We start from the raw sequence: 25915 nt of genomic DNA on the forward strand, positions 1-25915 counted from the left end.
GCTGATCACGGCAACATGGGCAGACTGAAATCCCGAGGCAACCGATAGGCGCCACCGAGGTTGTTCAGTTCAATATTCAGTTGCCGGATGTTCTGGATGGTGGTTCCGTTCAGGCTGTTCTGGATGACCGTCATCCAGCCGCCCGAGCCGGCCACTGCGGTATCAAGCGCCAGTTGCCCTGCTCCGCTCTCCCAGGCTCCCTGAATGGATGCCAACTGGGTACTGAGTCTGTCTGCGGCCATGGGATCATTCAGATTCGGAATGGTCAGGCGGTTCACCACCAGGGTCTGACCGTTCACGGCCAGTACCTGCTCAAGGCCGATGGAGATCTCCAGATTGTTCATCACAAAGCCGCCCCGGAGCTGATCCAGCTCGGCATCCGCCAGACTGGTGACCGGTAACCGCAGATCAGCGTGAACCGGCCCGGCTAGCAGACTCAGGGAGATCAGAAAAGCGTATCGTTTAACCATGGCCTTACCACTCCTGTGTGCTGGGCCAGTATGGCAGCGTATGGCCCAGTGCCGGCGAGCCGAGGCCCTTGAACAGAGGCGCCCGGGCCAGACCCGGCCAGTCGTCCCGGTCCAGAAAACTGGCTCGCCCCATATCGAGATGGCTGCGTATCACGAAGGCGGAGCCATCCCAATGCTCGTGGAATTCTGCCCAACTGTAGGCTTTAAGCCCCCGGGCCGGATCGCCCACCAGCACTTCCTGATCACTGATGCCCTTGACCACCACAAAATGCCGGTAGCCACCCAGCGTTACCAGGGCAATCACCGGCACGCGAACCTGGTCCCTGAGACCGGCCAGCGGCATGCGAAATCCGTCCGCCAGATAACCCTCTGACTCCAGATAACGTTTCATATCCAGCATGGAAAAGCCCTGCTGACGGACTTTGTCCTGATCCGCCAGAGTCCACATGCCTTCAAACACTTCCTGCTCACTGACCTCATCACCGTAGTGAAAAGACAACAGCGATGCCAGTGCCGCCGAGCCACAGCTGAAATCGTATTCCTGCTGGAACACGGCCGAAAATCGCTGATTCTGAAAACTGGTGACAGACACCGGAACATCCCCGGCAGGCCCGGGAACCAGCACGGTGCCGGCGTGACCGGCTGTTGACAACATTCCGGCCAGCACACCGGCCAGACAACACCTGAAAAGCGGCCAGTGGGAAAGGCCGCCACACCTGGGTGCTACGGGAGTTGCCGACAGCGCCTGACGGCTGCGTCCCTGACGGTTCCCGATGCGATTGGTAGCCATGGCGGCCGCCCCTCCTCAATGGTTGATGAGAATATTGATTTGCGTGCTGTCCTGAATGACCACCTGGTTGCCGGTGTTCTGGATGACGGTGGCAATGCCGCTCATGTTGCCGAAAGCCTGATCACTGATACGGTTGTCTCCCGTCTTGACCGGGCCAGACAACACATTGCCAGAGACCAGAGCGTTCTGTTCTGACTCATTGAGTTGCCACTGGAGCGGAATTCCCTGTCGCCCGCTGGCAGCCTCCAACTGATCAGCACTCATTGGCTCCGCATCAGGCCAATCCCCGGCCCAGCTTGCAGACGCCACAGACACCAGCGCAGCCATCAGCATCCTGTTGATGAATCTGGCCATGACACATCTCCCGACTAAACCGGGCTGCCCTGACCGGGCAGCCCGACCTGTCTCAGTTGCTGCCACCACCGGTACTCAGGTTGGACATTACGCTTACATTGGCCTGGGTTACGCTGCCAACGCCGGCATTCTGGGCAAATGCCCCGACCCCGGTGAAGTTAGCGGAGCCACCACTGATCTCGTTACCAGTGCGGGTATCCACGTAGGAACCTTCACCGTTGGCGCTGCCATAGGTGACATTGGTGCCAGAGACCGAGCCATTAAGCTCTGCATCGTTCATGAACACTTCCAACGACAGGTTCAGCGTGGTGGTGCTGTTGTCTGAGTTGTCACTGCTGTCACTGTTGTAGGAATCGGTGGCATTGGTGGAGTTATCAGAACTGTCACTGTTGCCACTGTCCGCGATCTTGAACGAATCGTTTACGTTGGTGCTGTTGTCGGAATTATCGGAGTTGTCAGAGTTATCTGAGTTGTCCGAATTGTCGGAATTATCCGAGTTGTCCGATGCATCGGTGTTGCCGCTGTCGGCAATCTTGAAGGCATCGTTCACGTTGGTGCTGTTATCGGAGTTGTCAGAGTTATCTGAGTTGTCCGAATTATCGGAGTTATCCGAGTTGTCGGACATGTCATTGCCACTATCAGCAACCTTGAAGGAGTCGTTGACACTGGTGCTGTTGTCAGAGTTATCCGAGTTATCGGAGTTGTCTGATGCATCAGTATTGCCACTGTCGGCAATCTTGAAGGCGTCGTTGACACTGGTGCTGTTATCCGAACTGTCGGAATTATCCGAGTTATCCGAATTATCGGAGTTGTCAGACGCATCGGTATTGCCGCTGTCGGCAATCTTGAAGGCGTCGTTCACGTTGGTGCTGCTGTCCGAATTATCGGAATTATCCGAGTTGTTCGAATTATCGGAGTTATTGGAGTTGTCCGAATTATTCGAGTTATCAGACATGTTGTTTCCGCTGTCGGCGATCTTGAAAGAGTCCGCCACATCGGTGCTGTTGTCTGAATTGTTGGAGTTATCGGAGCTGTCCGAGTTATCGGAGTTGTTGGTGGAGTTGTCGTTGCCAGAATCCGCGTTACCGGAATAGTTGGTATTGGCAGCGGAATTGTCATTGGCATTGTTGTTGGGGTCACCGTCCCCACCCTGGTCAGCCAGTGCAAATCCGGAAATACCCATGCTCATGGCGATGGCAGCGGCTAGCAGATTTTTCTTGGTATTCATGATGTCATGTCCTTTTGATGGTATTGGCTTAAAGGGGTCCAACCCAACCCGCCAGCATTCGGGTAAGCCAAGGTCCAGACCCGCCCGGAGACAAGAGCGATTCCCGTGCCAGAAGCCAAGAAAATTGCTCAGGACATTGAAAACTATTGGGAAATTTGAATTTCAAAGGCGCCAGAAAACAACCGTGAATTGACGAACTGTTGCGCTGGTGAAACAGCAAACGGTGGCTACATATCAGCCATTTCGCTTTTGTCCCCCAATATCAGCAACCTGGAAAAATCCGCCAGTGTTAAAAAACAAAACCCCGCAGGGCGCGAGCCATGCGGGGTTTCTGGTAGCTGGCAGGCACCTGCGGGTGCCTGCCGGACAATCTGAACCGGTCGATTAACCGAACTGGTTCATGGTGTTGTCTTTACCACCGGCCTTCAGAGCCGCTTCACCAGCGAAGAACTCTTTGTGGTCATCACCGATGTTGGAACCGGCCATGTCCTGGTGCTTCACAGTAGCGATACCCTGACGGATTTCCTGACGCTGTACGCCAGCAACGTAAGCCAGCATGCCTTCGTCACCGAAGTAGCCTTTGGCCAGGTTGTCGGTAGACAGAGCCGCAGTGTGGTACGTCGGCAGAGTGATCAGGTGGTGGAATACACCGGCTTCACGGGACGCATCACGCTGGAAGTTACGGCACCACTCGTCGGCCAGCTGACCCAGCTCGGTGTTGTCGTACTCGGCGCTCATCAGATTGGCGCGGTCGTAGGCAGAAACGTCCTTGCCTTCTTCCTTCCATGCGTCGAATACCTGCTGACGGAAGTTCAGAGTCCAGTTGAAGGACGGGCTGTTGTTGTAAACCAGCTTGGCGTCGGGCACCACTTCCTTGATGCGGTTAACCATGCCAGCGATCTGGCCAACGTGCGGCTTCTCGGTTTCGATCCACAGCATGTCAGCGCCGTTCTGCAGGCTGGTGATGCAGTCCAGAACAACACGGTCTTCGCCAGAACCCGGCTTGAAGCAGAACAGGCCAGAGGCCAGACGCTTCGGCTTCAGCAGCTTGCCGTTGGACTTGATCACAACGTCGCCGTTCTCGATCTGGGAAGCGTCGTCGATGTACTCGCCGTCCAGGAAGCTGTTGTACTGGTCGCCCAGGTCACCCGGCTCGTTGGTTACCGCGATCTGCTTGGTCAGGCCAGCACCCAGGGAGTCAGTACGGGCAACGATCACACCGTCATCCACACCCAGTTCCAGGAACGCCAGGCGAACCGCGTTGATCTTGGACAGGAAGTCAGCGTGCGGAACGGTTACTTTACCGTCCTGGTGACCACACTGCTTCTCGTCAGAAACCTGGTTTTCGATCTGGATACAGCAAGCACCGGCTTCGATCATCTGCTTGGCCAGCAGGTAGGTGGCTTCGGCGTTACCGAAACCAGCGTCGATGTCCGCAATGATGGGCACAACGTGGGTTTCGTGGTTGTCGATCTGCTGCTCGATTTCCTTGGCCTTAGCGGTGTCACCAGCTTTCTCGGCCTCATCCAGAGCGCGGAACAGGTGGTTCAGTTCCCAGGCATCGGCCTGACGCAGGAAGGTGTACAGCTCTTCGATCAGGCCAGAAACCGCAGTCTTCTCGTGCATGGACTGGTCAGGCAGCGGGCCGAACTCGGAACGCAGGGCGGCAACCATCCAGCCAGACAGGTACAGGTAACGACGCTTGGTGGTACCGAAGTGCTTCTTGATGGAGATCATCTTCTGCTGGCCGATGAAACCGTGCCAGCAACCCAGAGACTGAGTGTACTTGGAAGAATCGGCATCGTAAGCAGCCATGTCTTCACGCATGATCTTGGCGGTGTACTTGGCGATGTCCAGACCAGTCTTGAACTTGTTCTGGGCGCGCATGCGGGCCGCGTGCTTCGGGTTGATGGCGTTCCAGGTCGGGTTCTGCTTCAGAATGGAAGCGATTTGGTCGACGTCTTGTGCGTAAGGCATGATCTCTATCCTTTCTACGTTTGTGTTCAAAAGGTTCGGAACGCTGCTGCCGGCAGCTTCCGGAGCCAGCCACCGGCCAGGTGAACCGGGCTGGTGGTGACGTTGGGCGTAACTTTAGTGCTTTCGAATTTATAATTGAAATTTATATGGTGTATTTTCGGCATTTTTTAAATGAATACACAGGATCCCTGTTGACAGGCTGAAGGCCTATTATTGAGGCGGGTCATTTCGGACAGACTACAGCGTGCTATGATTCAGGCACTTGACCCAGATCACCAACCTCCCTCACCCACGGGCTACAGGGGCATTCTGTGTTCTACGTCCGCGCCTTCAATCATTCACTCCTGCACGCACTGAAGAACCTGCTTCCCATTGTGATCGTGGTGGCGTTCTTTCAGATCGCCATTCTCCAGCAGGTGCCAGAGAACCTGTTCAGCATGGTTGCCGGCCTGTTTGTGGTTGCCATCGGTGTTGCCCTGTTTCTGCAAGGGCTCGAGCTTAGCATCTTCCCGCTCGGAAAGAGCCTGTCGAATCAGTTTGCCCGGCGCGGTTCCCTGGTCATTCTCCTGGCCTTCGGCTTTGCCATGGGCTTCTCTGCGGTAATTGCCGAGCCAGCCCTGATTGCCGTGGCCGAGCAGGCACAAACCATCAGCGGGGGGCGAATCGACAGCCTGACACTCCGGGTACTGGTAGCACTATCCGTGGGTTGCGTGGTGGCCCTCGGCGTTTTCCGGACCATTTTCGGCTACCCGATACACTGGTTCATGATTGTCGGCTACATCATCGTGGTGATCGTCACCTGGTTTGCACCCGAAGAAATCGTCGGTCTGGCCTACGATTCCGGCGGTGTCACCACCAATGTTGTGACCGTGCCGCTGATTGCCGCGTTGGGCATAGGTCTGGCTGCGTCGATCCGAGGCCGGAACCCGCTGATTGACGGTTTCGGACTGGTCGCACTGGCGGTGATGGTACCGATGGTTACCGTGCAGGTTTACGGCATGTTGGTGTACTCAGGTTCTGCCGAAGCCGAGGGTGTCCCGCTCTCACCAGATGTCGGAGAAACCAAGCCTTCCGGCGTGGTCGGCGCACTGCTGGACCTGGTCACCATGATTCGGGATGTTCTGCCCATCATCATTACGGTGCTCTTCTTTCAGTATCTGGTACTGCGCCGCAAACTTCCCAATCCACGCAAGGTCATCTTTGGTTTTACCTTGGTGATTCTGGGGCTTTATGCCTTTGTGATCGGTCTCAAGATGGGGTTGTTTCCGATTGGTACCAGCATGGCCGAACAACTGACGGCCAGAGACAACTATCTTTACGTATACCTCTTTGCACTGATGATCGGCTTTGCCACGACCATGGCGGAACCGGCGCTGATCGCCATCGGCAGACAGGCGGAAGAAGCCGCCGGGGGAACCCTGAACGGCAATGTCATTCGCATACTGGTGGCGGTCGGGGTAGCCGTCGGCATCACTATCGGCGTTCACCGGATCATCACCGGCGACTCCATTCACTACTACATCATGGGCGGCTATATTCTGGTCGTCGGCCTGACCCTGATTGCGCCCCGCTACATCATCGCGCTGGCCTATGATCTGGGTGGGGTCACCACGTCGGAAGTAACCGTCCCTCTGGTTACCGCCCTGGGCATTGGCCTGGCCAGCAGTATCGACGGACGCAGCATTCTCATCGACGGCTTCGGGCTGATTGCCTTTGCTTCAATCTTTCCTATCGTAACGGTGATGGCCTACGCCATCGCATCCCAGTATCTTGCAGAACCACGTAAGGAGACACCATGAAATTCTCGGCACTGGTGGCCATCGTTCCTGAAGACCTGGAGCAGGAGTGTATTGATGCTGCCCGGGATTGCGGTGCCGGAGGAATCACTGTGATGTCCGGCCGGGGCATCAGCAATACCGCGAAAAAAACGTTCTTCGGCCTGACCTACGACGGCAGCCAGAGCGTGCTGCTGATGGTCCTGGAGAAGGGGCTGTCGCTTGATGTGCTGAAAGCCATCCAGAAAGTCATCATGCCGGATGGCAAAGATTCCCAGGGTATGATCTTTACCGTACCACTGGAACACCTGGGCGGCATCGACATGGCCCAGGTGGAGAAATTTGAACAACACGTGAAAGACTCTCTGTAAACGGAGCGCAGATAATGAAACTGGTCAAAGACGTGATGGTGACCGACATCATCAGGATTTCGCCCTTCGCCACCATTCGCGAGGCGCTTTCCCTGATGAAGCGCCACAATGTCAAATCCCTGGTGGTCGAACGCCAGAATGAGCACGATGCCTGGGGCCTGATTACCTATACCAATATTCTCAAGTCAGTTATCTCGGAGGACGGCGACATCGATTTGCTGAACGTCTACGATGTGTGTGCCAAACCGGTGATCAGCGTAGGTGAGAACCTGGCTCTGAAATACGCGGCCAGACTGATGACCGAATACAGGGTCAAGCGCCTGCTGGTGCTGTGTGACAACGACATTTCCGGGTTCGTGGTCATGGACGACATCATGCAGGCACTGCTGGAGACCGTCGACTAGAGACGCCGGCTCAACGCTCAGCGCCCAGACAAAGCACCAACAGCTGATCGCCATCGCGCAGATCCAGGTACTGGTTCCGGGGCGGATTCAGTTGTAAATGGCGCCCGCGTTCATCCGCTTCGGCCCGATAAACGCCCAGGGCAATTTCCCCGCGCTCCGCCACAATCTTCTCCAACACCTGGAAATCCGCGCTGGCCGGCAACGGGTAGTCGTGAGGCTTCCGGAACTGGATTTCTGCCCCACCCTCCGTGAACAATTCATCCAGCACCACCCTCAGTTCCCGCCGCAACGCCACCTGAGCCAACACATGACTGAGAATCATCGGGCTGATCAGCATCTCGCTCTTGTGGCCATACAACAGATGGCGGTTATCCGGGTCACTCAGTTCCATAATGACCTGCGGTCGCCTGGGGGCGGCCGACAGAACATCTTCCAACTGGAGATAGCCCACCATGGCACGGGCATCGGCTTCCTCTCCGGAGCCAACTCGATCGCTGCTGAGCAACATCACTGTGTCGTATCCGGCTGGATCAAGGCGCCGAAGGTCCTCTTCCACCATGTAGTCGGCTTCCAGCAGGCGGCCGTTTACTTTCGACAGGTCAACGCCGTAACGCTGCATTTCCCGATTCCGGTCATCCAACGGAATCGCCGACACCAGATCGAGTTCAAAAACCCGACTGCCATAGCTGGCAAACTCGGCCGCCATGGTCGGCACCCTGCGGTTCCAGCCCAGTACCAGCACCCTGTGGACACCCGGGACCGACTGAGCCCGGAGCGGATTTCGGTTACGCCCAATGGCTGGCAATACCCCGACCTTGGGGTCTGCCGCCGTATGCTCATAATCCCGTGCCAGCAGTACCACCCGGTCTTCATTACGGATGACCGTACTGGAATCTGCCAGAAGATTAACCTGCCACCCCCCGTTCGGGTTGGGATGCAACAGCCCCAGAACGATGGCATTGGGCCGCTGGCTTGCCAGCTCTGCCAAGGTCAGGCCTTCAGCGGTTTCTCCCCCACGCACGAAAATCTCGTTGCCTTCACCGGCGGTCAGCAACTCGTTGTAGACCTCGGAAAGGTTCGGGTGGATGACGTTCTGAACCATCAACCTGCTGATGGTGGCATCACCGGCCACCACTTCCACGGCCCCGGGGTAGGCCCGCTCGATAACGGGCAGTTTACGCATGTCCTGAATTTCAGCCACCACAAAGGGCAGCCGGGCGTTGTAGTGCCTGGCCTGGGCGGCGATGGACAACAGCGCCTTCACGGTTTCAACATCGGAGGTTATCAGCGAGCCGCCCTCGTGCACCTGGCTGGGCACAATCACCGCCGCCGCATCCAGACAGGCAACCCGATGCAACGCTTCCGGCTGAATGGCAGAGCCGCTACGCAGAATCACTTCCCGGGCTCGCCGGCCAATACCAGGCTCCCTGATCAGTTCGTGCAAATGCTCGACACTGGCCTCTTCCGCCAAAAGAACCAGCCGCAGTTTCTGGGCGTCATGCTTCTCCAGAAACCGGGCCATACGCCCAGACGAACCAAATAACTCCGCTACCAGCGGCGGCGTCTGGGCGGTCCAGCCCAGCACGACGATATGGTTCTTCAACGTCACCGGGGTGAGGCCACGCTCCAGATCTTCCATCTTGGCAATCAGCCAACGGGTGAGAATGGCCACCAGGGTACCCATGAACACCACGTAGCCCATTATCGTCAGCAGGGTGGAGACAATGCGTTGCCAGGTGCCCACGTCATCTCCCAGGTAACCCGGATCGGTCAAGCGCAAAAACGCCCACCAGATGGCGTGCCCGGGACTTTCAAACTCGCCGGCCTGGGGCAGCACCACCAGCAGACCGCCAATCAGCGAGATCAGCGCAATAAAGCAACCGACCACCAGCAACTGAAAGCCAGCCCCCTTGACCAGCTGGCGCTCCACGATGAACTTGATCCGATCAACAATTCGAAATGGCAGCATTCGGTCCCTTATAGCGTCGTTCCCGCGGCAAACGGTTTGCCGGTTTCTGATTCTGTCGCCTAGGATAGTTCAAACAGTCCCGGAAGGTTAGCCCTGACATGATGCGGCCTTCAGGCGTTCTTGTGTTGATCACTGGCGTGTTATGCCAACTGCCTGTTTTTTTTAGGTCTGCCAGTCCATCTCTGACAACTCAGCCAGCGCCGCCTCCAGAGTCGGGTAGAAATAGCTCACGCCGGGCTCCGGTTTTACGCCGGCCCGGGCCAGGGTTCTCAATGGCTGGAACTGCAAGTCAGCAAATACAAGGCGGGTACCGGTTTTCCGGCAACTGGCGATCAGTTTATTCAGCGCCGCCAGGCCGCCAGCGTCGAGGATGGTCACTCCGTCCATGTACAACACCAGGCCCTTAGCCTGCTGGGACAAGTCTGCCAGCTCGCCGAAGATGCGGTCAGCGGCCGCGAAAAAAAGCGGACCATTGATCTTGAACACCTGCCAGCCCTCCGGCACTCCAACCTGCTGCACCCGTTTGTTGCCGGTAATGTCAGTCACCCTGGTCATTTGTGCCATTTCACGCATGAACAGCACAGCGGCCAGTAACACCCCGGTGGTGATGGCAATTACCATGTCCAGGGCCACGGTCAGGCCGAAGCAGGTCAGGAAAACCAGGATGTCGCTGCGAGGCGCGGTTCTCAGCAGGTGCACGGCTTTCGGCGCCTCACTCATGTTCCAGGCCACCATCACCAGCAACGCGGCCATGGCCGGCATGGGCAGATAGGCAAGAATGCCGGCCAGGGAGACCAGCGCCAGCAGCACCACCAGCGCATGAATCATCGCAGCCACCGGCGATTCAGCGCCGGCCCGGTAATTGGCGGCCGACCGGGCAATAGCGGCGGTGGCCGTGATACCGCCAAAGAACGGCACCACAATATTGCCAATGCCCTGCCCCATCAGCTCGCTGTTGGCACTGTGGCGTTTACCGGTCATGCCATCCAGCACCACGGCACAGAGCAGGGATTCGATGGCCCCCAGCATGGCGATGGCGAAGGCGGCCGGAATCAGCTCCCGGAACAGGTCCCAGGACAGGCCGAGGGGGCGTCCGTCGGCCCCGGCCTGCTGCCAGGGCCAGGCGAATTCCGGTAAAAACGGCGGTATGCCGGCGCCGGTACTGCCATCGGGAAGCAGGTAGCTGAAGCGTGACCCCACGGTCTCAATCGCCGCGCCACCAGCGTTCAACCACAATGCCAGAAGACTGCCAACAATCACTGCTGGCAGATGAGGCGGCACCGGGGTTCTCAGCCTTGGCCAGAGCAGCATCACCGCCAGGGTAACCACCGCCACCAGCGTACTCAGTCCATCCAGCGCCGGCAGTTGCTGACCCAGGACCGCCAGCTTGTCCCAGTAATGCTCTGGCATAGCGTCAATGGAGAGCCCGAAGAAGTCTTTTACCTGCAAGGTGGCAATCACCACGGCAATGCCACCGGTGAATCCCAGAGTGACGGATTCGGGGATATACTCAATAAAGCGGCCCAGGCGCATCACCGCCATAATCACCAGCAACACACCGGACATCAGCGTAGCCAGCAGCAAGCCACCCAGGCCATAGCTCTGGGCGATCGGATAGAGAATCACGACAAAAGCGGCCGTTGGTCCGGAAATGCTGTAGCGGCTGCCGCCAAACAGGGCAATCAGAAAACCGGCTATGATAGCGGTATAAAGGCCATACTGCGGCGCAACCCCGGAGGCAATCGCCAGCGCCATCGCCAGCGGAATGGCAATGATGCCAACCGTGGCGCCAGCCATCAGGTCCTTGAAAAAGCGCCCGCTGCTGTAGGGTTCATCAACGCAGGCCTCGCGAACGGCGTGAGCGGTACGAAGAGAAAAGAGATGGGCGCGATGGGGCATGAACAGACTCTCTCAGGCCAGGCATTTGGTTACATTATATGCTCATCATCTGTACACTCAATGTTAATATGATTAACATGCCATCTGTAACCATCTTCGCTGAACCTGTTGAGAACCAGAAACACCATGGAAAACCGAACTGCCCGGCTGACCCTGTTGATTGACCCTGAAAAGAAGAAAGTTTTCGAGGCCCTTTGCAAGCAGGAGGACGTGACTCCCTCCCAGAAGGTTCGTCAGTTCATTCGTGAATATGTGGAAGAGCGGCTCGGGCCAGACTGGCGCGAGAGCAGCGCCCAGAAAACCGACTGACTCCGGCAACGTACAATCGGATATGAAAGCTTACGCCACCCGCCTTGTCCTGACGCTTGTAACCGTTTTCGCCTTCACAGGGTGCACGGTCATGCGCACAGAAAACCGGCCTGCACCCGTCAGCCAGTACGATGCCGTGATCGTCGACGCCGACACCGGTGATATCCTCACGGTCGCAGAGCTGGCCCGGCAACTGGCAAACACCGATGTGGTGGTGACGGGGGAATACCACGGCCACCATGCCTCGCACCTTTTACAGGCCCGCCTTCAACAGGCGCTGTACCGGCACAACCCCCGGCAGATCCTGTCCATGGAGCAGTTCAACCTGAACCACCAGGACGCCCTTGACGCCTACCTGGCCGGACAAACCGGTGAAACGGAAATGATCGAAGACGCGGACGCCTGGGAGAACTACAAAGCCTCCTACCGGCCCCTGGTGGAATTTGCCCGAGAACACCAGCTGCCGGTTGTCGCGGCTAACGCCCCGGCGGATATCGTGCGCTGTGTCGGCCGTGAGGGGATGGACTATCTTCAACGCCTGCCAGACGCGCAACGCGCCGCCCTGCCCGCACAGGCCTTCCTGGATACCCCGGACTACCGTGACAAATTCGTCGACGCCATTGCCGGCAGCCACGGTGCAGAACAGACAGAACTGGCCGGGCGCCTGCTGAGCACCTATCAGGCCCAGCTGTTGCGGGACAACACCATGGCCGAGCGGATACTGACTGCACTGAATGAACACCCCGGACATCAGGTTTTGCACACCACCGGCACCTTCCACAGCGAACAGCGGCTCGGTACCGTTGCGGTCCTTGAGCAACGGGCACCAGAGCTGAGCATTGCAGTGCTCTCACCGGTTGAATGGTCGCCCCCGGAACAGGCGATGCCGGTGGCAGCAAACCGTCACAAGGGTGACTACCTTTACTTTATTCTGCCCCTGCCTCCGGAATACCGGGATGCGGAACGCCAGCGCAGCGCCATGCAGAAACGCTTCAGCCGCCATTCAGACACCCGCTGCGAGTGACCAAAGTGGCGCGTAAGGCGCGCCTTCCCAGCAGCCCCGGTTCCCGTTAACCTGCGCAGACATCAGGACGTTTTCCGAACCGCAAGGAGTAAGCCATGAAAGTTGTCTCTGCCCTGATTATCGGCCTGTGCGCCATTGTTGCTGCTTCCCTGTTGAGCCAGGGCTTGATGGGGCTGCGCACGGCCGATCGCTACGTAACGGTCAAGGGCATGGCCGAACGGGAAGTGCAGGCAGACCTGGCGCTCTGGCCCATCCGCTTTGTTGCCACCGGTAGCACGCTGGACGAAGCACAGAACAAAGCCCGAAGCAGCCGGGAAGCCATCATGGCGTTCCTGAAACTGCAGGCCATTGACCAGTCAGCGGTTGAGCTCCAACGTCTGGACGTGACCGACACTCGCGCCAATCCATACGCCGGCAATAACAGCGAGCAACAGTACATCATCAATCAGACCCTGATGGTGCGCAGCACCGATATCGATCGCATCCGACAGGCGGCACAGAACGTCAGCGAGCTGGTGGATTCCGGCGTAGTGTTGTCCTCAGACTACGGCCCGAGCGGCCCCACTTACCTGTTCAACGGCCTGAACGATATCAAACCGGCCATGATCGCCGAGGCCACCACGGCGGCCCGTGAATCCGCCCAACAGTTCGCTCGGGATGCCGAGGCCAAACTTGGCAGCCTGCGCCGGGCCAATCAGGGTGTGTTCCAGATTCTGGCAAGGGATCAGGCACCGGGCGTGTCGGAGCAACAACAGCCGGTGAAAACCGTGCGGGTGGTATCCACCTTCGATTACTATCTGGAGTAACAGAAAACAGGTGCCTACTGGGTGGCCACCATTTCGTCGGTCACCTGATAGTCTCCGGCCAGCCAGCGCAGGATCTCGTGAGCCGCCGGGTGATCAAACGCGTCGTAGGTGTGCATCAATGCCTGCTTTTTCTCATCGCTGATGCGTGCCAGCCCGGTGTCCTGCAGGGTCAGTAGATCCTTATGCAACTGCCCCGCAAGCTCCAGCCCAAGCACTTCCCGCGCAGCATGCAAAAACGCCTGACCATACTGGTAATCCGGCCCCTGGCGGTAGCATTCCGCCAGCGTGATCGCCGGGATGGTGGTCAGCACCGGCTGCAGTGCCGGATTGATGGCGTGGCCGGAAAGGTAGGCGGCATTGCCGGCAGGGCGACCGGTAAAACCACGCAGATGCAGATGCCGGGACATGCGGTCGCCATCATTCACCGGGTAATTATCCCAGAGCAGTGGCTTGCGCCCCAGCAACTTGCTGACACGTTTGAGATGGCCCGGAGCAACTTCACGGGAACAGACCTCTTCCCCGGTCCAGAAAATTCTCACTTCACGGTCCAGTTCCGCCCCCAGGGTTTCCAGATAGTCCGCCGGCCGCTGCCCGAACACCCGGTCCAGCACCGGGTCATCGGAGTAGTAGGTGGGGCATACGCTAAGTTTGCCGGCACTGGTGTTGGCTTTTACCCAGTCCACGATCTGAGCCTGGGTGCGGGCCAGGTCCGGGGTGTCCGGGTGCATGTCATCAAACAGGATAGCCAGCTCCTGGATACCGAGGCGATCCAGCATTTTCAGTTTCTTCGCCAGGGCCTCCCGGGCCGCCTCATCGAAGTTATTGAAGATTTCGAACGGGCTCAGCCCGATACCAAACCGCACACCTTCACGCCGGCAGAATCTGGCAAAGTCCGCCATTGCCTCAGCCTGCTCCGGAGGGTGCGGCTCCTGCCAGCGACGACGCAGGTAAGGATCGGCCTTGGGGGCATACAGATAGAAGCCGTAACCATGGGCAAGCAGGGTATTGACCAGTTGGCGCCGTTCGGACCAGGTCCACAGGGGGCCGTAAAATCCTTCAATAATTCCCAGTTCCACCGTCATAAACCTGTTGCTCCCTGTCTGCCACCCAAGCGAGTACTATACCGGACCAGCCGCCTTGATGACGGGATCGTCAGATCTCAGCAAGCATACCGTATGATTAGATCCTAGCCGCTACTGTCACAACCTGCCTAGAATAAACGATCCGGTAAAATGTTGAGTTTTCAGGAGCACAACTTTCATGCCCAATGGTCAAGACCGACTGCCCGCACTGGACGCGCTTCGAGGCATCGCGGCCCTGGGTGTGGTGCTGTTCCACTACCTCCCCTACTACGACAAACTCTACGGCCACAGTTTCAGCACGCCGGACACCCTCGGTTTCGGGCGCTACGGGGTTCACCTGTTCTTCATCCTCAGCGGCTTTGTCATCTTCATGACCCTGGAGCGCACCCGCAGCGCTAGCTGGTTCGGACTGGCCCGGGCCTTCCGCCTGCTGCCTGCACTCTGGGCCGGCATTGTATTGACCTGGATTGCCGTTCAACTGATGGGGCCAGCTGACCGCATGGTGAGCCCCGGCTCGGCGCTACTGAACATCACTCTGCTGCACGAATACCTGGGCCATCCCCATGTCGATGGCGCCTACTGGAGCCTGGTGATTGAAGCCACGTTCTACGTCTGGATTGCCTTGTTGTTCTACGGGCTGGGGAGCTGGCAGCGCATGCGGCCAGTACTCTGGGCCTGGACTCTGGCCAGCTACGCGGCGGTGATCTGGTGGAAGGCCATTCCCGACGGGCTGGAATTCCTGATCAAAGACCTGTTGTTTACCCGCTACGCGCCCCTGTTTATCAGCGGCATGCTGATCTACCGCTGGCACCGCCACAACCGCTTGCCGGTCGCGGATCTTGCGCTATTGACACTAACCATCAGCCACTGTCTGCTCGCTTACAAGGCACCGTTCAACCTCTTTGTGCTCGGCTGTTATGGCGTTTTCGGGCTGGCTGTCGCCGGCTACCTCAACGTTCTGGCCCGGCCGGGACTGCTCTGGCTGGGCAGCATTTCATACACCCTGTACCTGGTGCACCAGAACATTGGTTATGGCGTGATTGATCTGGCTTACAAAGCCGGACTACCCGGCCAACTTGGTGTGATGATGGCACTGGCCGTTGCCATTGGTCTGGCGGCAGCCCTGCATTACGGTATCGAAAAACCCGCTCTGCGCTGGTTCCGGCAGTGGCGGAAACGTGCCGTACCGGATACCGGTCTGACGTTGATCAACGCCCCGGTGCCGAAAAAAGCGGAAAATCTTGACTAGACTGAACACAACAAAAAACCTGAAACCCATTGCCTGACAAGAGTAAGACGCCATGGAAATCAAAACCTTCGCAGACCTGATTGACTGGACACGCCAGCTCCACGCCCACCTGGCCCGGTGCCTGCACGAATCCGCCCAGAAAAATCAGAACGAACGCGCTAGCGCCTTGCTCGATTACATCAGTTCCCACGAGGCACTGCTGGAACAGGCTGTTGCCGAGTACGAGAAACAGGCCGACCCGAAAGCCATGACCACCCGCCTGTACGATTATGGCGTGCATAAACCCATCGAGAAGAACCGCACCTGCGATACCCGCTATAACGATCTGGATTTTGACGGTATTGCCCGGGAGATCTTTGATTTCCACGACCAGGTGATGGACCTGTACGACGCCCTCATCGGCAAAGCCGAGATTCCCGAGGCCAAATCCCTGCTGGAGGATCTGAAATCCCTGGAGGAGCATGAGGCCATGCGCCTGGCCAGCCAGATCGGTCGAATGAACGACGTTTAACGTTAGACCAATGTCGTAGTCCGGCAATTTTTTGCTGCAGCCCACCCGCCATAGTTGCTAATCTGAACTACACTCTTGAGTTCCGGACCCCACGAGGGGCCGGGCTCTACTACAACAATGACAAGAGGTTAGAAGAGCAATGAAGATCCGTTCTGTTCTTTCCGCGGCTGTGCTGGCTGTGGCAACTACCTTTGCCGCCACCCAGGCGCTTGCCCAAGACAAGTTCACCCTGCGACTGGCAGAAACCTGGGGCCCGAACTTCCCCATTTTTGGTGACACCACCAAACGCTTCGCTGAAACCGTTAACAAGATGTCTGATGGCCGACTGACCGTCCGCATCGACTCAGCCAACAAGCACAAGGCCCCACTGGGCGTATTCGACATGGTCAAGGCCGGTCAGTACGACATGGGCCACTCCGCCTCCTATTACTGGAAGGGCAAGGTGCCGGAAACCCTGTTCTTCACCAGCATGCCATTTGGCATGAATGCCATGGAACAGTATGCGTGGTTCTACCACGGTGGCGGTATGGAGCTGATGCAGGAAGTGTATGAGCCCCACAACATGCTGTCGTTCCCTGGCGGCAACACCGGCGTACAGATGGGCGGCTGGTTCCGCAAGGAAATCAAATCCCTGGATGACCTCAAGGGTCTGAAAATGCGTATTCCCGGCTTTGCCGGCGAAGTCTTCGCAGAAGTGGGTGTTAACCCCACTAACATCGCCCCGGGCGAGCTCTACACCGCTCTGGAGCGTAATACGATTGATGCCGTTGAGTGGGTAGGCCCGGCGCTGGATTTGCGTCTTGGTTTCCAGCAGATTGCTGACTACTACTACACCGGCTGGCACGAACCGGCAACCGAGCTGCAGTTCCTGATCAACAAGCGCGTTTGGGATCGCCTGCCGGCAGACCTTCAGGAAATCATGCGGGTAGCCATGCGCACCGCTTCCTATGACATGCTGGTTCACTCCCAGCACGCCAACGCCGAAGCCTGGGCAAACATCAAGGAAGAGTATCCGAACGTACAGATCAAGCGTTTCCCGGATGACATTTTCCAGGCCATGTACGAGGCCAACGAGAAGCTGTTGAAAGAGGCCGCGGCAGAAAGTGAGATGGCTGCGAAGATCATTGAATCCCAGCACAATTATCTGGAGCAGAGCCGCGCTTACACCGACATTTCGGAGCGGGCTTACCTCAACACCATGGCCGAAGTCGAGTAAACTATTCGTTTATGACGAATCAGAGCCGGGATCGCTCTTCCAAGTGATCCCGGCTTTTTCATTTCCAACATTCAGAAATTCCGCGATGCGGAGGAAGAAGTTCGATGCGCTGGATTATCCGACTGGACGAGGGCCTGGCCTGGCTCTCCAAACTTTGCGGCTGGATCGCCTGTGTGGCCATGATCCTGATGGCCGCCAACGTCTTCTATGACGTCGTCGCACGTTATGCTTTCAACGATGTGTCCATCGCCATGCAGGAAATGGAATGGCACCTTTATTCAGTCGTCTTCCTGCTTGGCATTCCCTATGCCCTCCGCACCGATGGTCATGTCCGTGTGGACGTGTTCTACACCAACTGGAGCCAGAAGCGCAAAGCCTGGATTAACCTGATAGGCGCCGTTCTTTTTGTTATTCCGTTCGCCTACCTGATTGCCACCTATGGCTACAGCTACGCGATGGATGCGTACCAGATGGGCGAAGGCAGCGGCGACCCCGGTGGCCTACCCCATCGCTGGGTGATCAAATCCGTGATTCCGGTCAGTGCTTTCTTTATGGGAACGGCCGGCTTGAACATGGTGACCTACGCCATCCGGGTGATGGCCGGTGACAAGCAATACGAAGGTGAGCACAGCGCAGGAGGTCTGGCATGATCGGTATGATTATGTTCGGCGTGGCGCTGGTCATGCTGATGTTCGGTTTTCCGGTGGCCTTCACCTTCGGCGGCGTGGCGCTGTTTTTCGGTATCTACGCCGAGGGCATGGATCTCTTTGCCTTCATGCCCTTCCGGATCATGAGCGTGATGCAGAACACCGTATTGATGGCAGTGCCTCTGTTCATCTTCATGGGTGTGGTACTGCAACGCACCAGGCTGGCTGAACAACTGCTGACCTCCATGGGTCGGCTGTTTGGCGGGTTGCCCGGCGGCCTTGCCATTTCCACCATTCTGGTCGGTGCCCTGCTGGCTGCCTCCACCGGCGTTGTCGGCGCCAGCGTGGTTGCCATGGGCCTGATTTCACTTCCGGTCATGCTCGCACACAAGTACGACAAGCGCCTGGCCACCGGCACCATCTGCGCCTCGGGCACCCTGGGCCAGATTGTGCCGCCGTCGATCATCCTGATCATTCTGGGTGACGTCCTTGGCCTGCCCGTGGGTGATCTGTTCAAGGCTGCGGTCATGCCCGGCGTGGTACTGATTGGCCTGTACATTGTCTACATTCTGATTCTGACCCGTTTCAAGCCGGAAACCGCACCGGCCATGCCGGCCCAGGATGAATCGGTCAGCCGGGGCAAGGAAATCCGGGATGCCCTGCTCGCAATTATTCCGCCACTGGCGTTGATCGTGATCGTGCTGGGCTCCATCTTCACCGGCATCGCCACTCCCACGGAATCCTCCGCACTGGGCGGTGTTGGCGCCGTGGTTCTGGCGATCATCTACCGCCAGTTCTCGTTCAAAATGGTCTGGGATGCCGCCAAAGACACCGTCAGCGTGACCGCCATGGTGTTCGCAATCCTGATCGGCGCGACTGCCTTCTCCATGGTGTTCAGCTATACCGGCGGCGATTATCTGCTGGAGGAGTGGCTGATGATGCTGCCCGGCGAACAATGGGGCTTCATTATCCTGGCCATGGTGGTCATTCTGGTGCTGGGCTTCTTCATCGATTTCGTGGAGATTTCCTTCATCATCGTGCCCATTCTGGCACCGGTGGCCGAGGCCATGGGCATCAACATGCTCTGGTTCGCCATCCTGATTGCCATGAACCTGCAAACCAGCTTCCTGACACCACCATTCGGGTTTTCGCTGTTCTACCTCAAAGGGGTGGCACCACCGGAAGTCCGAACCACGGATATCTACAAGGGTATTATTCCGTTCATTCTGATCCAGATTCTGGTGCTGGCGCTGATCGTCATCTTCCCGGAATGGTTCGGCATGAGCGCCACCTACTGACCCCCGAATAACCCTGCAACTCTGGCGGAGCCGGCCAATGCCGGCTCCGCCCATCCACCCGCTCTGCCCCTCAGTCTTCAGTCCGCCGACCTGACAAAACCTGATCATTTTCTATACTGAGTCAAAAAGCCGCGACTCTCAGTTCAGTTTTCGGGATTGCACGGACCATAACGAATCAGAGGAGAGAGCATTCCATGGCACAGAGTACCGCTCATAAACCGGAGTTACCGGACAAGGAGGAACACCGGGCACACGTCCTCAGCCTGCCCCTGGAGCGCGGTCAATCCGATCGCGAACCCCACAGTTATGAACGCTGGCTGATCCATAAACTGATGCGTATGGCCGGCTCTCCCCCCATTCGTTTCCGGCTCTGGAACGGCGATGTCATAGAACCGGAAGTTCAGGACGCCCGCTTCACCCTGCACCTGACCGACCACAAGGCTCTCTACTCCCTGGTGGCCAACCCCAATCTGGCCTTTGGTGACCTGTATGCCGCCGGTCGACTGGAAATCGACGGCGATCTTCCAGATCTGATGGAGAGCCTGTACCGGGCCGTCCATGCCGCCCGCCAGAAATGGCCACGCTGGCTGGACGCCCTGTGGCGCAACCACAACCCGCGTGCCACCGGCATCTCCGAGGCCAAGGAGAACATTCACCACCACTACGACCTGGGCAACGCGTTTTACCAACTGTGGCTGGATGAGGCCGAAATGCAGTACACCTGCGCCTATTACGAGCAGGCCGACAACACCCTGGAACAGGCGCAACTGGCCAAACTGGAACACGTTTGCCGCAAACTTCGGCTGAAACCGGGCATGACCGTGGTCGAAGCCGGCTGCGGGTGGGGCGGGCTGGCCCGATATATGGCCCGTCATTACGGAGTGAAGGTGCATTCCTACAATATCTCACGGGAACAGCTGGCCTACGCCCGGGCTGAAGCAGAGCGACAAGGCCTGGACAACCTGGTTACCTATGTCGAAGACGACTACCGCAATATTGAGGGCCAGTATGACGCGTTCGTTTCTATTGGCATGCTCGAACACGTGGGCAAGGACAATTACCCCGCTCTGTCGGAACTGATCAAACGCTCCCTGAAGCCGAATGGTATTGCCTTGCTCCACAGCATCGGCCGCAACCGGCCCATGCTGATGAACGCCTGGATCGAGAAGCGGATTTTCCCCGGCGCCTATCCGCCCAGCATTGGCGAGTTCATGGAAATCTGCGAGCACAGCGATTTCTCGGTACTGGATGTGGAAAACCTGCGGCTGCATTACGCTCAGACCCTGACCCACTGGATGGACAATTTCACCGCCAACCAGGACCAGGTCACCGAGATGTACGACGAACATTTCACCCGGGCCTGGCGACTGTATCTGGCCGGTTCCATCGCCGCGTTCCGGGCCGGTTCTTTGCAGTTGTTCCAGGTGGTGTTCACCCACGGCGACAATAACCAGCTGCCCCAGAGCCGGCAGGAACTCTACACGTTTCCAGCCACGCCAGAGGGGGTCTGATGGAATACTACGACATCATTATCGTGGGGGCCGGCCCTGCCGGCTCAACCCTGGCCCGGGCTCTGGAGGACTCCGGCAAACGGGTACTGATCATCGACAAGCAAGCCTTCCCCCGGGACAAGACCTGCGCCGGCTGGGTTACGCCGGCAGTGATGGCCAGCCTGGACATTGATCCGGGGAAGTATTCCGTCGGCCGGACACTGCAACCCATTCGCCGGTTCCGGATCGGCATGATGGGGCAAAGTGCGGTGGAGAACGACCACGGGGATATTGTCAGCTACGGTATTCGTCGCTGCGAATTCGACGACTACCTGCTGGACCGTGCCGAGTGTGAAAAGCAACTGGCAACCGCGGTAAAGTCCATCAACCGGAACAACGGCAACTGGGTGATCAACGATCAATGGCAGGCGCCGCTGCTGGTGGGTGCCGGGGGCCATTTCTGCCCGGTGGCACGGCTGTTGGGCGACGGCCCGGGCAAGCATGAAACCGTGGTGGCCGCCAAGGAAGTTGAGTTCGAGATGACGCCAGAGCAGGCCCGCGCCTGCGAAGCCCGCGGCGACACGCCAGAGCTCTGGTTCTGCCGGGATCTCAAGGGCTACGCCTGGGTTTTCCGGAAAGGCAGCTATCTGAACATCGGCCTGGGCCGTGAGGACAACCACCGGTTATCTGATCATCTGGAAGCTTTTGTCGAGGAAATGAAACAGTCGGGCCGCATTCCTTCAGACCTGCCAGGCCGCTTCAAAGGTCACGCCTATCTGCTGTATGCCCATGCCAACCGACCACTGGTGGATGACGGCGTGTTGCTGATTGGCGATGCGGCCGGCCTGGCCTATACCCAGAGTGGCGAGGGCATTCGTCCCGCCATCGAATCGGCACTGATGGCGGCCAATGTTATCAAGGCCGCCACGGATTATTCCGCGCTCTCGCTGCAAAGCTATGGTGAACGCATTGCCGAACGCTTCGGAACCCGGGCCACGGACCAGGAGCCCGGCTTTGAGGTGCCGGACTGGCTGAAACAGCCCATCGCCAGCACCTTGATGCGCTCACACTGGTTTACCCGCAAGGTGGTCACGGAGAAGTGGTTCTTGCATCAGGAGGTGCCGCCACTGGAGGTCGCGGTTTAGATACACCAAGGCCGGGCGCTGAGGCCCGGCCTTGATTTCACGTCTGCACTGACCTGTAGCTCGATACCAGGCTGGCGCATGTAACGAGCGAGCTTAGAACTTCACGCGCATACCGGCCAGGAAGCCCATGTCGGCGTCGTCGCCAGACGCATCTTCAAGGTCGCTCTGGGCGATTTCGGCGAACACGCTGACGTTCTTGGCAGCCGGGAACTTGTAGGTTACGTTGGCGTACCATTCGGTAATGTCGTCCGCGTCATCTTCTTCCTTGTTGCCCATACCGAGTGCGACGTCGGTGGTGGCAGCAACAGCAAACACAGCCGCCAGGTTGTACTGGGTGGTTTCGAAGTCGTCTTCGTCGGTGGAGCTGTAATCAGCGGCCAGGTTCATGAAGCCGAAATCGTAGGAAGCGCTCACACCCCAGGTGTCCGCAGATTCAGCCGCGCCAGCCGCTCGGGACTGCTGGTAAGCCGCTGCCAGTTCCAGACCTGCCAGTTCAGTAGCAACGAAGAGATCGTAGTATTCACCGTCCTGATCCGCAGCATCCATTTCGTGAGAAGCGGCGATATAGACGTTTTCCAGCTCGATGTCGACACGAATCGTATCGTCACCCGCTGTTTCTACGCCATCAAACCGGTCTTCATCAATGGTCTCGACTTCGTAGGCTTCTTCAATACCGAATTCGTCACCGGCGAAGTCCTGCTTACCGAAAGAGAAGGAGGCAACGCCGTACTTCAGACCGACATAAGCCTCTTCCAGGTTGCTGGCGTCCTGACTGCCTTCCGCCGCTTTTTTGTAACCCACATCCAGACGACCAAACGCAGTCAGGTCATTGCCCAGATCGTAGGCTACGTAGTTTTTCAGCTCCATATCGTCGTACTCAACCTCGGCACGCTCATCAAAGCCAGTGGCCTGACGGAACTGAATCTGGAAGTCACCGTTCAGTTTGTAGGTAAAACCATCTTTCTCGTAAACAGTCGCAGCATTCACAGAATGCTGCGGCAACAGTAGACACAGCAACAGCCAGAAGAAGCTTCTTCATTTTTGGAACTCCACGTTCAGTTTGGTTTGGTGTTTATTGGTTGCTGGAATCAACCCAGCTGTCCCACTCTTTTCGAGTTTGTTCGTCAGCTTTCAGATACCAGTAGCGCAGCATCCTGCTGACCATTTCCTGATCCGGATCGACGTGCGAATCCAGCAACAACCCGTCCTGGTTGGTTATCAGCCCCGGAGCAGCTACTGCCGCTTTGGCGCCGGAACGGTTATAGGCCGCCAGCTCACGGGCATAGTCCCGCACCAGCTGAAAGCCCTCTTTCTCGAGCACATCGGCGGTAAACGCCACCTCACGGCCCTGGCGATCAGTCAGCTGCCAGTTACCCTGATGATTGAAGCTGTCCATTTGATTACGCGACTCGATTTCCGGAGCGCTCAGGGTCAGCGCGGTCTCAGCAGCCTCGAAACGGACCACGAAGGCATCGCTGGTTTCCAGCACCTTTTCACGGCCGATTTCAGCGGTGCACTCCACCACCAACTGCTGGGTACCATCAGCGAGGGTCACTGACTCGCCAGAGCCGGCGGTCTGCTCGCTACCCTGAACGGCTTGCACTTTCACACAGGGCCCCAGAGTGAGCTCAACGTCTGCCAGAGCCGGCAACGGCATCAAGGTGGCAAGCAAACAGGTTGGCCAGATAAGTCTCGTCACGCTTTGTTTCCAATCGGTGGTTGGCAGCAATCTTGAGACGACACTATGGAGGGAATTTATTAACGGACTGTTAATAATATGTTTCGGTTATATGACACATTCCTCAGGACACTCTTTTTCTCTAATAAACAAAAAAGCCCCGCCATAAAGACGGGGCTTCTTGTTCAGGGAGCTGAATTAATCAGTCAGCTCAAGTTTCACTCGGTAGATCGCCGTGGTACCGCTAACCTCGTTGCCGGTGATAAGCAACGGCTCGCCGGACGGCGAATCATCACTGGATACCACTGTGATGCTCTCTACACCCAGATCGCCTGCGGTTTCGAGCACTGAAGCCGTGTCGACAGTGGTCCAGTCGTCACGGGTGTTCAGGTAATCCACCTGAACCGGACTGGCGGGGTCCGTTACGTCGTAGACCAGAATACCCCCCATGCGCTCCAGGCCCAGGAAGGCAAAGGTTTTATTGTCGAACGTCGCCACGGTCACGGCTTCAGGTTCCGGACCTTTAGCGTCAGACCGGGAATCAAATGCCATGCCCTCGTCATGGGCGGAGTTGAAGTGGTCTGAGCAGGGAATAGAGCGATCCGTACCCAGACGGCACTCTTCACTGGCAAGGAACTGCTCGATCGTATCACCGGAGTCCCATACCAGCTCACCGTCCTCATTCCAGATCGCCAGAGAACGCGTGCCGTAGGAGTACAGCTGGTCGTACATCAGAAGCGTGCCGTCCGGGTCTTCTGCACCCGACGCGTTGAACATGACAGGAGCACCATTTTCAGCAACCCGGTAACCCTGCACCCAACTGATGTTGAGTCTTCCCAACTGGTCATCATCGCGACAGGCATTGGCTGCACCGGCTGTGGCACCGCAGTAATCGAAGACTGATGGATTCAACAGCGCACCTTCAGCCAGTGCAGTCAGTTGCGCCGGCATGTCGTCACCAACCCGACGGGCAAAACCATCCGGATGTACCAGGTGTTTCACCCGCAACTCTTCGACAAAGCCCCTGGAACTGTCGCCATTCCAGTAGTCGGCGTTATCTTCACCCCAGGCCCTGGCATCCCCCTCATTGGCCGTCACGATAAAGGTTTCACCATTTGCCTGGTAACTGTCGATGGCATCGGGATGATAGATACCCACCACACCCGGCCATCTCTGGATATTGATGACGCCGTCATCGTCCGAGGCATCAATACCCTGCCCCTCAACACCGTAATCCTTGAACCCCAGGGGTAAAATACCGGTGACCGTTGCCGCGCCGATATCCAGCTTCGCCAGGGCGTTGTTTTCCTGCAAAGAGACCCAGGCAGTGCGGCTGTCGGCACTGACGGTGATATATTCCGGTTCCAGATCCTGGGCTACGGTGGCCCCCGGGCCGTATATGCGAACACCCGATGCCTTCAGGGCGCCATCCTGGCTGTTGAAGGCCAGAAAATCGGCTGTCCGTACCGTGAGATTCCCCGGATTGGAAACATCAACCACACTGATCGACCCTTCCGGATCGATCTGGTAATCATCGCTTGGCTCGCCTTCGTTTGCTGCCAGGACATATTGCCCATCCGGCGTAAAGGTAACCATATCCGGCTGCGCACCTACCTGGATACTGTCACGCAACTGCAGGTCTGCAGCTCCAAATACCGCAACATAACCGGGGTCAGTTTTCGGATTCGATTCAACAGCAACCGCAACGAGCCCGTTTGCCACCGCCACACTGTTAACCACCGCATCAGCGGCAATGTCAGCAACTGTCAGCGTGTCGATTTTGGCTGGATTGACCGGGTCGCTCATATCCAGCACATCCACAGCCCCGGACAAGGCATTAACCACAAACGCCCTGCGACTGGCAGGGTCAAACGCCGTGATTTCCGCAGCAGACTCATCAAACTGTCCGGTGCTGTATCGACCGGCGAATTCGAGCGTCAGGCCAGTGACCTGAGCTTCCGGCGCCAGATCATCATCGTTGTCCGAGGAATTACAGCCGGATACCAGCACGGCGCTCACAGCGAGAACGAGCAATGACAGTTGAAATGGGTGCGATGTCTTGGGCACAGCGGGCTCCTTTGCTTATTTAATGATGCAAGAGCAAAGAAGGCTAGGCGACAGACGTGACGAACGCGGGAAAGGAAAGTGACAGTGCAGTGACGTTTCTGTGACAACTCCCCGGCCCGATGCCGGGCCGGGGAAAAGTCGGAGCATCAGCCGGAA

Annotated in this window: 24 protein-coding genes; 13 read left to right on the forward strand and 11 right to left on the reverse strand. The window is 57.6% G+C overall.

Going from position 1 to position 25915, the window contains the following annotated elements; translation table 11 throughout:
• Positions 1–5: 5 nt before the first annotated feature.
• The 5 genes from QPL98_RS06880 to QPL98_RS06900 all read right to left on the reverse strand — a co-directional run bounded on the left by QPL98_RS06880 (position 6) and on the right by QPL98_RS06900 (position 4819).
• Entirely contained in the window at positions 6–470 is a 465-nt protein-coding gene (locus QPL98_RS06880; RefSeq protein WP_303292954.1) for a hypothetical protein, read from the reverse strand.
• Between the two features lie 4 nt (positions 471–474).
• Entirely contained in the window at positions 475–1260 is a 786-nt protein-coding gene (locus QPL98_RS06885; RefSeq protein ID WP_303292955.1) for a C39 family peptidase, read from the reverse strand.
• A gap of 15 nt (positions 1261–1275) precedes the next feature.
• Positions 1276–1614 carry a hypothetical protein gene (locus QPL98_RS06890; protein WP_011786875.1) on the reverse strand — a complete coding sequence of 113 codons (339 nt, stop codon included), beginning with the start codon at positions 1612–1614 and terminating at the stop codon, positions 1276–1278.
• Positions 1615–1666: 52 nt separating this feature from the next.
• Positions 1667–2842 (reverse strand): hypothetical protein, encoded by a 1176-nt coding sequence (locus QPL98_RS06895; protein WP_303292956.1) that lies wholly within the window; start codon positions 2840–2842, stop codon positions 1667–1669.
• A gap of 384 nt (positions 2843–3226) precedes the next feature.
• Complete coding sequence (locus tag QPL98_RS06900; RefSeq protein ID WP_286714488.1) at positions 3227–4819, reverse strand: isocitrate lyase; 1593 nt, start codon at positions 4817–4819, stop codon at positions 3227–3229.
• Between the two features lie 311 nt (positions 4820–5130).
• On the opposite strand from QPL98_RS06900, the gene QPL98_RS06905 reads away from it, so the two are divergent.
• The 3 genes from QPL98_RS06905 to QPL98_RS06915 are packed head-to-tail and all read left to right on the forward strand — an operon-like array spanning position 5131 to position 7369.
• Positions 5131–6618: a DUF1538 domain-containing protein gene (locus QPL98_RS06905; RefSeq protein ID WP_113879192.1), complete on the forward strand. Its 1488-nt coding sequence runs from the start codon at positions 5131–5133 to the stop codon at positions 6616–6618.
• Entirely contained in the window at positions 6615–6965 is a 351-nt protein-coding gene (locus QPL98_RS06910) for a transcriptional regulator (RefSeq protein ID WP_286714487.1), read from the forward strand. The genes QPL98_RS06905 and QPL98_RS06910 overlap by 4 nt, the downstream gene beginning before the upstream one ends.
• Before the next feature lie 14 nt (positions 6966–6979).
• Positions 6980–7369, forward strand: a complete 390-nt coding sequence (locus QPL98_RS06915; RefSeq protein WP_022993110.1) for a CBS domain-containing protein — start codon at positions 6980–6982, stop codon at positions 7367–7369.
• Positions 7370–7379: 10 nt separating this feature from the next.
• Here QPL98_RS06915 and QPL98_RS06920 read toward each other — a convergent pair whose 3' ends face one another.
• Entirely contained in the window at positions 7380–9338 is a 1959-nt protein-coding gene (locus tag QPL98_RS06920) for an ion channel DMI1 (protein WP_303292957.1), read from the reverse strand.
• A gap of 162 nt (positions 9339–9500) precedes the next feature.
• Entirely contained in the window at positions 9501–11237 is a 1737-nt protein-coding gene (dauA, locus tag QPL98_RS06925) for a C4-dicarboxylic acid transporter DauA (protein WP_286714485.1), read from the reverse strand.
• 126 nt (positions 11238–11363) lie between these two features.
• Between dauA and QPL98_RS06930 the strand changes: the two genes are divergently transcribed.
• The 3 genes from QPL98_RS06930 to QPL98_RS06940 all read left to right on the forward strand — a co-directional run bounded on the left by QPL98_RS06930 (position 11364) and on the right by QPL98_RS06940 (position 13376).
• Positions 11364–11546: a CopG family transcriptional regulator gene (locus QPL98_RS06930; protein WP_303292958.1), complete on the forward strand. Its 183-nt coding sequence runs from the start codon at positions 11364–11366 to the stop codon at positions 11544–11546.
• Between the two features lie 91 nt (positions 11547–11637).
• Positions 11638–12570 carry a ChaN family lipoprotein gene (locus QPL98_RS06935; protein WP_153740496.1) on the forward strand — a complete coding sequence of 311 codons (933 nt, stop codon included), beginning with the start codon at positions 11638–11640 and terminating at the stop codon, positions 12568–12570.
• 95 nt (positions 12571–12665) lie between these two features.
• Positions 12666–13376 carry an SIMPL domain-containing protein gene (locus QPL98_RS06940; RefSeq protein WP_153740495.1) on the forward strand — a complete coding sequence of 237 codons (711 nt, stop codon included), beginning with the start codon at positions 12666–12668 and terminating at the stop codon, positions 13374–13376.
• 14 nt (positions 13377–13390) lie between these two features.
• Here QPL98_RS06940 and QPL98_RS06945 read toward each other — a convergent pair whose 3' ends face one another.
• A complete protein-coding gene (locus tag QPL98_RS06945) occupies positions 13391–14458 on the reverse strand; it encodes a beta-N-acetylglucosaminidase domain-containing protein (RefSeq protein ID WP_303292959.1) in 1068 nt (355 codons plus the stop codon).
• A gap of 178 nt (positions 14459–14636) precedes the next feature.
• On the opposite strand from QPL98_RS06945, the gene QPL98_RS06950 reads away from it, so the two are divergent.
• The 7 genes from QPL98_RS06950 to QPL98_RS06980 all read left to right on the forward strand — a co-directional run bounded on the left by QPL98_RS06950 (position 14637) and on the right by QPL98_RS06980 (position 22014).
• Complete coding sequence (locus QPL98_RS06950) at positions 14637–15707, forward strand: acyltransferase (RefSeq protein ID WP_022993117.1); 1071 nt, start codon at positions 14637–14639, stop codon at positions 15705–15707.
• Positions 15708–15759: 52 nt separating this feature from the next.
• Positions 15760–16218 (forward strand): ATPase, encoded by a 459-nt coding sequence (locus QPL98_RS06955; protein WP_153740493.1) that lies wholly within the window; start codon positions 15760–15762, stop codon positions 16216–16218.
• A gap of 139 nt (positions 16219–16357) precedes the next feature.
• On the forward strand, positions 16358–17434 hold the full coding sequence (locus QPL98_RS06960; protein ID WP_011786889.1) for a TRAP transporter substrate-binding protein: 1077 nt from the start codon (positions 16358–16360) through the stop codon (positions 17432–17434).
• A 104-nt stretch (positions 17435–17538) separates the two neighbouring features.
• Entirely contained in the window at positions 17539–18084 is a 546-nt protein-coding gene (locus QPL98_RS06965; RefSeq protein ID WP_023009564.1) for a TRAP transporter small permease subunit, read from the forward strand.
• On the forward strand, positions 18081–19379 hold the full coding sequence (locus tag QPL98_RS06970; RefSeq protein WP_011786891.1) for a TRAP transporter large permease subunit: 1299 nt from the start codon (positions 18081–18083) through the stop codon (positions 19377–19379). The genes QPL98_RS06965 and QPL98_RS06970 overlap by 4 nt, the downstream gene beginning before the upstream one ends.
• Before the next feature lie 194 nt (positions 19380–19573).
• Positions 19574–20890, forward strand: a complete 1317-nt coding sequence (locus QPL98_RS06975) for a cyclopropane-fatty-acyl-phospholipid synthase family protein (RefSeq protein WP_023009563.1) — start codon at positions 19574–19576, stop codon at positions 20888–20890.
• Positions 20890–22014: an NAD(P)/FAD-dependent oxidoreductase gene (locus tag QPL98_RS06980; RefSeq protein WP_153740492.1), complete on the forward strand. Its 1125-nt coding sequence runs from the start codon at positions 20890–20892 to the stop codon at positions 22012–22014. The genes QPL98_RS06975 and QPL98_RS06980 overlap by 1 nt, the downstream gene beginning before the upstream one ends.
• A gap of 93 nt (positions 22015–22107) precedes the next feature.
• Here the strand turns inward: QPL98_RS06980 and QPL98_RS06985 are convergent, their stop codons facing one another.
• The 3 genes from QPL98_RS06985 to QPL98_RS06995 all read right to left on the reverse strand — a co-directional run bounded on the left by QPL98_RS06985 (position 22108) and on the right by QPL98_RS06995 (position 25759).
• The gene (locus QPL98_RS06985; RefSeq protein ID WP_227548866.1) at positions 22108–23001 is read right to left on the reverse strand and encodes a porin; all 894 of its coding nucleotides are present in this window, start codon (positions 22999–23001) and stop codon (positions 22108–22110) included.
• An 85-nt stretch (positions 23002–23086) separates the two neighbouring features.
• Entirely contained in the window at positions 23087–23713 is a 627-nt protein-coding gene (locus QPL98_RS06990; RefSeq protein WP_303292960.1) for a DUF2057 domain-containing protein, read from the reverse strand.
• A 177-nt stretch (positions 23714–23890) separates the two neighbouring features.
• Entirely contained in the window at positions 23891–25759 is a 1869-nt protein-coding gene (locus QPL98_RS06995; protein ID WP_199453999.1) for a choice-of-anchor I family protein, read from the reverse strand.
• Positions 25760–25915: the final 156 nt, after the last annotated feature.

It is taken from the genome of Marinobacter sp. ST-43, assembly GCF_030541085.1.
GTDB classification, from domain to species: Bacteria; Pseudomonadota; Gammaproteobacteria; order Pseudomonadales; family Oleiphilaceae; genus Marinobacter; species Marinobacter nauticus.